1 protein-coding gene is annotated in these 1,252 nt (G+C 39.5%); it reads left to right on the top strand.

Annotated features, from left to right (window positions below):
• The first annotated feature begins 191 nt into the window (after nucleotides 1-191).
• The gene (locus tag PX481_RS21260; protein ID WP_288095850.1) at nucleotides 192-1,163 is read left to right on the top strand and encodes a flagellar assembly protein H; all 972 of its coding nucleotides are present in this window, start codon (nucleotides 192-194) and stop codon (nucleotides 1,161-1,163) included.
• Nucleotides 1,164-1,252: the final 89 nt, after the last annotated feature.

Raw genomic sequence — 1,252 nt, 5'->3', positions numbered from 1 at the left:
TTTAATAATTAATTTATCTCGCACAGAATTAATTGCCCACTTTTCTAATTAAAAGCATAACTCAATCCTTTGATGATACTGGATTTTAAAATTGGCTGATTAACCAGAGCAGTCAATTTTCTGGGCAAATTCGGGGATATTTCGGATTAAGCAATTACGAGATAAGTTATTAAATCATGTTAGATAAACCTATGACTAGATTTATTCATGACCAGTTTGCCAAAGATTATCTCGAAGAATTATTATCTTCTCTGGGAGAGGTAAAATCGGCACGGGTTGTACGAGGAGAAGTACGAGAAATCGATGTCTGGTTTTCACCCCAGATGCTCGATAATAATCCGAGAGAACTGCTAGGATTACTGGGAAAAATGGCGATTAATCCCTGTTTATTTGAACCCTTTCGTAATCCTGTCACCGCTACAGAAATTAGAACTTGTCTGTTAAAACTATTGGAAGTGGAAGGGGAAATTAATCGTCAAGCAAATCGTCAGAAAACGAATCTTAACGATGGGGAAATCCCCCGTCTCTGGATTTTGACTCCCAGTGCTTCCTCGCAACTGTTAGGAGGATTCGGAGCTAAATTAGATGAGGAGAATTGGGGGGAAGGTATCTATTTTTTGGCTCCCTCTTTACGCACGGCAATCACCGTTATCCATCAATTACCCCCAACAGAAGCAACTCTCTGGTTAAGAATTTTAGGCCGGGGAAAAGTACAAGCAAGGGCGATCGATGAGTTAGAATCGTTACCAGAGGACCATCCTTTTCGGGTAAATGCTCTAGAATTATTATTAAACTTGAGAACTTCTTTAACTAACGATCAAGAGCTTGAACAGGAGGACAGAGAGTTAATTATGAGATTATCACCTTTATACACTTCCCGTCTTCAGGAAGAACTGGATGCTGGCCGTCAACAAGGTCTTCAACAGGGTCTTCAACAGGGTCTTCAACAGGGTCTTCAACAAGGTCTTCAACAGGGTCTTCAACAGGGTCTTCAGCAAGGAGAACGTCTGGTGGTAGAAAATTTATTGAAAGCTCGTTTTGGTAGTTTAGACCCAGATTTGTCCCTAATCATCGAGCGCATTTTATTATTACCAGTGGAGGAGTTTACCCCTTTAATAATTAATTTATCTCGCACAGAATTAATTGCCCACTTTTCTAATTAAAAGCATAACTCAATCCTTTGATGATACTGGATTTTAAAATTGGCTGATTAACCAGAGCAGTCAATTTTCTGGGCAAATTCGGGGATATT

Source organism: Microcystis sp. M53603_WE2, assembly GCF_030065435.1.
Note: the sequence above shows the minus strand (reverse complement) of the source record. Positions and strands in the feature narration are given on the sequence as shown.